Annotated in this window: 3 protein-coding genes; all 3 read right to left on the minus strand. The window is 53.3% G+C overall.

What is annotated here, in order from left to right:
* A partial coding sequence (locus ACXJ5O_RS20635) for an ABC transporter ATP-binding protein (protein ID WP_457301527.1) occupies positions 1-798 on the minus strand: 798 nt, incomplete at its 3' end.
* Positions 799-816: 18 nt separating this feature from the next.
* Entirely contained in the window at positions 817-2,568 is a 1,752-nt protein-coding gene (locus ACXJ5O_RS20640) for an ABC transporter permease (protein ID WP_457301528.1), read from the minus strand.
* 52 nt (positions 2,569-2,620) lie between these two features.
* Positions 2,621-3,613 carry a type 2 periplasmic-binding domain-containing protein gene (locus ACXJ5O_RS20645; RefSeq protein WP_112531366.1) on the minus strand — a complete coding sequence of 331 codons (993 nt, stop codon included), beginning with the start codon at positions 3,611-3,613 and terminating at the stop codon, positions 2,621-2,623.
* Positions 3,614-4,018: the final 405 nt, after the last annotated feature.

Here is a 4,018-nt window from a genome sequence, read left to right on the forward strand (position 1 = left end):
GTCTACGACCAGCCTATCGTCCGTCCCGCCACGTACAATACCCTCGACAAAATTGGTGGTACCAATGAAATCGGCGACAAAAGTATTTGCAGGGCGCTCGTAAATATCGCGCGGCGATCCAACCTGGACAATCTTGCCTTCATTCATGACAGCGACTTCGTGGGAAAGCGCCAACGCTTCGCTCTGATCATGTGTTACGTAGATCGTGGTTAGGCCAAGCTCGCGCTGCATCTTTTTCAGCTCGAACCGCATCTTGTCACGTAGCTTGGCGTCGAGATTTGACAGTGGCTCATCGAGCAGCAGCAATCTTGGTTCCATGACCAGTGCGCGAGCCAATGCAAGTCGCTGCTGCTGGCCACCGGACAATCGTGTTGCCTCCCGCTCCTCGACATGATCGAGAGAGACCGCGGCCAATACTTTCATGACCTTGTCGCGGATATCCTTGGTCGATAGTCGCTTTCTTTGCACCTGCAACGGAAAGGCCGCATTCTGGAAGACCGTCATATGCGGCCAGATGGCATAGGATTGGAAGACCATGCCGAATTGCCGATGGTTCGGTGCTACGAAGATATTGCCCGCCGAAGAATAGACCACCGTATCATGCGCCTTGATCACACCCTTTGAAGGACGCTCCAGCCCCGCAATTGACCGCAAGGTCGTTGTCTTGCCGCAACCGCTCGGTCCAAGCAGAGTAAAGAGCCGCCCGGTTGGAACAGAGAAGTTTATATTACTGGCAGCAAGCACGGGCTTGGCGCCCGGCGCCTGATAGGTCGTGCTGAGATTTTCAACTGATAACATGGTTTCCTCCCAATTATATCAAGCGTCCTTGACGCCGAAGCGTTTCGACAGTGTTTGCACGACCATCAGGAAGCAAAAAAGCGCGGTAATCATCATGACGCCGAAGGCCGACAGCTCGATGTATTGGCCGTTCTGCCAGAACTCCCAGATCATGATCGAGATGACCTCATTGCCTGGGCTGTAGAGCAGGATCGAGCTGGATAATTCGCGTACCGACACGACAATAATATAGATCCAGCCCGCCATCAGGCCCGGCTTCAACAGCGGTAGAACGATCCGCCGGAAGATCGTAAACCAGGAGGCACCGCTCATGGCCGCAGATTCTTCCAGTTCCTTATGAATCTGGATCATTGAGGTGCTGTTGTAGCGCATGCCATAAGGAAGGAACTTGATCACGTAAGCCATCAGCATGATCCATAACGTGCCATAGATGCCGATGTCGAAGTTAAGATAAAAGATCATGAGCGAAAGGCCGAGGACGATGCCGGGAAACACCAGCGGCAGGGACGCCAGCATGTCGAGTACCCAGCGGCCAGGGATCTTTGTCTTGATGGTGATCCAGCAAATGACCGAGGTTAAAAGCATCACAACCGTAGCACCGCCGATGGCGAGCTTCGCGCTGTTCCACACGACACCGTAGAAGCCAGGATATGCCAGCACCTTGCCATAGGCGGCGAAGGAAAGGTTGTGCAACGCCGCCCATGACGGCGCCGCATAGTATTTTTGCAGCGAGGCCCAGAAAAGCACCAGAAATGGCAGAGCAACCACAAAGATGCAGTAGAGGATAAAAATGCCGGCTGTAACGTAACGCCAGCGGCCAATATCCGACACGCGAGGCCGAAACCCCTTGCCGGTCACGGTCGAAAACCTCGAACCCTGGCTGGACAGTCGCGATTGATAATAGATGCCCAGCGACGTGATCAACAACAGCGCCATCGCATACGCGGAAGCAAGACCGATGTCGCTTGGATAGCTATGGACTGCGTCATAGATCGCAGAGGTATAAACGCGCAGCCCGACAGGCAAACCAAGCAGTGCGGGCACTTCGAACGACTCGATGCCCCTGACGAATAGAATGAGAAACGCGGCAAGAATTGCCGGCCATGCGAGTTTGAGCGTGATCTTGAAAGCCACTTGTACGACGGAAGCGCCGCTCATCAAGGCGGACTCTTCAAGTGAAGGATCCATCGATCGAAACGCTGCCGTGACCAGCAGAAAGGCGATCGGCGCATAATGCAGGCCATCCACCCATATCATGCCCGTAAGCGAATAGATGTTGAACAGCGGTGTCGTCAGGCCGAACCAATCCCTGAATATCTGGTTGAAAATACCGATCTGCGGGCTTGCCAGCATGATCCAGGAAAYGGTGAAAAGAATGCCGGGAATGATCAGTGGAACGATCGACATTGCGAAGAACAAGGATTTGAAGGGCGTGTTGGTACGCTCGTTGACCCAGGCAAAAAATGTTCCGAGCACCAACGCGAATGCAGCCGTCCCGAACGCGAATTTTAAAGAGTTGAACATAAGCCCGAGTGAATCGGTGGTGCCGAATGCCGTGGCGTAATTTTCTAGCGTAAATACCGCGGGAACCTGCGCAGTCGACGTCGACGCGAAACTCTGCCAGATCAAGAAACCAAGTGGAATGAGCGCAAGCCAGGCAACGACAACAATGCATAATCCGATGATTACCCATTTCATGTCGAATGAACGGCCCCAGCCTTGGCCAAGCGAGGTATGTACGGTGCTACCGTCCGGTGTCGTTACTGCCATTGGTTCCTCCCTATGCGGTCGCTTGGCACGACTCGTCTTTTTACGGTTTAGATCAAATCACGAAAGCCTCGAGCGTTTCAGGCGCGAACAATTCCTCTGCCTTTAATTGACGGCGCGAAAGGCCCTGTTCGTATGAATATCTGAGGAAGACGTCCAAGGTCTTCTTGTTCTTTTCGAAGCCATTGGGCCAGAAATCTGCACCCATCTCGCTCTCGGTCTCTTCGTAGTGAGCAACGGCCCAAGGTAACATTGTCTTTAGAGCCGCCGTTTCCTGGAGATCGCGATAGGTTTTTTGCTGAGATGCATTGAGCGCCTTGAAGATGGATTGGGCAACCCAGCGGTTCTTTTCATATACCTCACGTCTGATCACAAAGGTGTGCATGATCGGGAAAATTCCGGTACGGGAAAAGTACTCGCGTTCGACACTGACATAATTGTCGAAGAGACGCTTCACAGTACCGTTTTTCCCCTCGTAGGTTGAGGGCTTTCGAGCGGTATAAAGCGCATCGATCTCACCGTCTCGCAGCATGGCCGCAAGAGTCTGTCCTGGGCCGATTGGTTCGACCTTGATATTATCCGGCAGCGAAAGTTTCAGCTTTTCGCTGCGATTGGGCGACTCTTCACCACCCGTCCGATAGGTGACACTATCCACAGGTACACCAAACTCGTCAGAGAGTATGCCTCGTATCCAGGCTGGCGCGGTCATCTGATATTCAGGACAGCCAACCCGCTTCCCGATGAGATCCTTCGGCTCGCGAATACCGGAATTGGCGTTGACGTAGATCGAAGAGTGCCGGAAAAAGCGCGACGGAAAGAATGGGATGGCAATGAACGGCCGCTCTTCCTTGAACAGCGAAACCACGTAGGAAGATAGTGACATCTCTGCGACATCAAACTCCTTGTAACGGAGCATGCGAAAGAAGGTCTCTTCGACGGGCAGGCTAAGGCAAGTCAGATCGATACCATCGGGACGGATCGACCCGTCCATCACACTGCGTGTACGATCGTAATCCCAACAGCCCATCGTCAAACGCAGATTGCTCATGCCAGTTCCTACCGTGTTTCCCGTTGCTCACGCCGGCGTTGCCACCAGTCCGCTTTTTAGCTGGCGTAGATCAACACACTCTCTCTATCCAAGAGTTTTTTCATGGGAGAGCTCGCAGCTTTTTGATGTTCAAGCTGCCGCCGGTCGCGTGTACAGTCAGGAAGACTGGCAGGTAAATATTCGCATTGAGCGAGACCGCCCTGAAAATTCAGTCATAAAATTCAAGCTGCCGACTATCCAGTGGAGGAGCCGGTTGGTCAGCCTGTGGGGAAATTGGAGGAGGAAATCATGAATTTACAACGCCGCCTATTAATGCTCGCGGGCGCTGCAGCCTTCGCGCTTTCGGCATTTGGCGTGCCAGTCTTTGCAGCCGACAATGCCTTGCTCATTTCCAAGGACACGGGC

It is taken from the genome of Phyllobacterium sp. P5_D12 (assembly GCF_054049495.1).

What these genes read in the sequence shown, in the direction of transcription:
- ACXJ5O_RS20645 (WP_112531366.1), bottom strand. Translation starts at nt 3,613, where the DNA reads ATGAGCAATCTGCGTTTGACGATGGGCTGTTGGGATTACGATCGTACA.